3 protein-coding genes and 1 pseudogene are annotated in these 2,425 nt (G+C 57.5%); 1 reads left to right on the top strand and 3 read right to left on the bottom strand.

The window, feature by feature from the left end; translation table 11 throughout:
* Positions 1–149: 149 nt before the first annotated feature.
* Positions 150–835 (bottom strand): annotated as a pseudogene (locus ACZXDY_RS45520) (IS5 family transposase); the annotation flags it as partial.
* Positions 836–961: 126 nt separating this feature from the next.
* On the opposite strand from ACZXDY_RS45520, the gene ACZXDY_RS45515 reads away from it, so the two are divergent.
* A complete protein-coding gene (locus ACZXDY_RS45515; RefSeq protein ID WP_464349963.1) occupies positions 962–1,399 on the top strand; it encodes an acetyltransferase in 438 nt (145 codons plus the stop codon).
* A 19-nt stretch (positions 1,400–1,418) separates the two neighbouring features.
* Here the strand turns inward: ACZXDY_RS45515 and ACZXDY_RS45510 are convergent, their stop codons facing one another.
* Positions 1,419–1,982, bottom strand: a complete 564-nt coding sequence (locus ACZXDY_RS45510; RefSeq protein WP_464349962.1) for a hypothetical protein — start codon at positions 1,980–1,982, stop codon at positions 1,419–1,421.
* A 9-nt stretch (positions 1,983–1,991) separates the two neighbouring features.
* On the bottom strand, positions 1,992–2,183 hold the full coding sequence (locus tag ACZXDY_RS45505; protein WP_464349961.1) for a hypothetical protein: 192 nt from the start codon (positions 2,181–2,183) through the stop codon (positions 1,992–1,994).
* Positions 2,184–2,425 lie beyond the last annotated feature (242 nt).

Below are 2,425 nucleotides of genomic sequence, written 5' to 3'. Positions count from 1 at the left end.
GAATCATTGAAAAATTGATTCGGGAATCCTATAAAACGCGGCAAAATCAACAATCTGCCAAAGTAGTGCTAGGCCGTAGACTCATAAATACGCAGCCACAGGCGAATAGAAGCGAGTTGGACCATGGCGAGGAAGTTGGGGGCGAGCTTGTCATAGCGAGTAGCAACGCGGCGAAAGTGCTTCAGTTTCGAGAAGAACCGCTCGATCAGATTGCGCTCGCGGTAGAGCCGCTCGCTGAAGCAGGGCTTCCAGCGCCGGTTACTCTTGGGCGGAATATTGGGCGTGGCACCCCGGCCCTGTATCAGCTCACGGATGCGGTCAGCATCATAAGCCTTGTCAGCCAGTACGATAGTGCGAGGGCCCAGACGGTCGAGCAATGTATCAGCGATCTGTCCGTCATGCGCTTGTCCGGCGGTCAGCGCGAGCCTGACCGGGAGGCCTCTCGCATCGACGACCGCGTGGATTTTGGTCGTAAGGCCGCCTCGGGAACGGCCAAGACAATGATCTCGATCCCCTTTTTTGCCGTCGCGGCCTGTTGATGAGCGCGAACGGAAGTGCTGTCGATCATCTGTATGTCGCGCTCGTATTCGGCTGATATGGCGTCCATCATTCGGTCCCAGATACCTGCTTTTCGCCATCGCACAAAGCGGTTGTAACACGTAGTGCGCGGACCGTAGCGCTCGGGCAGGTCTCGCCATGGCGCGCCAGAGCGCAGCACCCAGAAGATACCGTTCAGCACGCGGCGATCATCGACACGCGGCACGCCTCGAGGTTTGTTGGGTAGCAAAGGCTCGATCACGTGCCATTCGAAGTCGGTCAGATCATATCGGCTCATACGGAGTCTGAATCAGAATTTTGGGCGGCTGGTAAGTCCCCTTCGACAAAGCCAAGTTGCTAACTTGGTTGAAACCAAATAAGACGCGCCCGCCCTGACTTAATTAGAATGAAAAGTGATACGACCATGATTTCGATTAGATCTTCCCGGCCTGGCGAGGGTGAGCGCGCAGTCGAAATTTGGCGGCGTGCGGTTGACGCCACGCATGACTTTCTGTCGCCGCAGGATCGCCTTGCCATCGACGAGATGGTGTGCGGCTTTCTGCCCCAAGCCACGCTTTGGCTTGCCGTGGATGCTAATGATTACCCGCTGGCCTTCATGCTCATCGACAACGGACATATGGAGGCGCTGTTCGTCGATCCGGCTTGTCGCGGAACTGGTATTGGTGCCGCGCTCGTGCGTCACGGCCTTTCGCTTCACCCAAAAATGACGACCGATGTCAATGAGCAGAACGGTCAAGCAGTTGGCTTCTATGAAAAAATGGGGTTCAGGCGCACAGGCCGTTCGCCAATCGACGGGCAAGGTAGGCCTTATCCCCTCATCCACTTGGAATACATGAACTAAGTGATCGGTCGCCAACCAATCAGTCTTGATAACTCATAACGCCAAATTTTATGGGTTCACGCCCTAGTTTAACGAGAGGCGAAGAAAGCGGAGTTTCCCCGCTCCCATGCTTCACGGGCGCGAGGAGCAGGCTCGCTGATGACGATCGGGGCTCTACACGCGCATCTATAATTTTAATTAGGGTTGATGAAAGCCCCGACGAGCAGCCAGCCAATGCGGTTATCGCGCCGGAGCCGGCACATTCGCGGATGGTGAATTGCGCGTGAAAGCCGGACATCGGTGGACGCTTCGCTGCACGTTCTAGTTCGACCGCATCGACATTCGCAGCGACATCGATGAATTTGAGAAAGGCGCCGAAGGCAGCTAGCACGGCCCCGAGCGCCACAGGCGTGCCGGCAACCGCGAGCCACGGCAGGATGAGCGCAATCCCGAACCAGCCGATCCGGATGATTGATTTGCTGCCGTAGCGCGCGCTCAACAGCCTGATCAGAAGCATCGAGATGACTGAGCTGATTCCCAGACAGAGCAGCAGAAAACCGAGGACTTCGTTATCGACAACCAGCCGCTCCTTCGCGAACGGCACCAGCGGCGCCTAGCCCGCAATGCCGAAACCGGCGACAAAGAATGCAAGGCGCGTCATGATCCGGCTGGCCAGACGACCGACGGACACCATCGGGAAAGCCCGGAGGAAGAGTGTGGTTTCCTGTTCGCACACGCTAATGACATCGCGGCGCAGCGAGAGCGGTGCGATCGCAGTTGCAGCCCCTCCAACATGGTGTTTCATGTCCCCTCACAACACGTTGGCGGGGCGGCCGGACGCAATGGAGGACGTGCGGAGTCCGTCCCTACAGCGCCCCCCGCCTCCGAGCGGTGATGCTGCCCCGAATGGAGCAAGTGGCGTGCCGACATTGAAAGTTGGAGGTTCTACAGTCGCTTCGTACCGGGTGTGTGAAATGGACCCCGATTGTGGGACCACGTGCTTAGTTGGAAGGGGCTGCTCCGTTTGATAGACGGAGCGCATGATGA

It is taken from the genome of Bradyrhizobium sp. LeoB3 (assembly GCF_055456055.1).
Note: the sequence above shows the minus strand (reverse complement) of the source record. Positions and strands in the feature narration are given on the sequence as shown.

What these genes read in the sequence shown, in the direction of transcription:
- ACZXDY_RS45515 (WP_464349963.1), top strand. Translation starts at nt 962, where the DNA reads ATGATTTCGATTAGATCTTCCCGGCCTGGCGAGGGTGAGCGCGCAGTC.
- ACZXDY_RS45505 (WP_464349961.1), bottom strand. Translation starts at nt 2,183, where the DNA reads ATGAAACACCATGTTGGAGGGGCTGCAACTGCGATCGCACCGCTCTCG.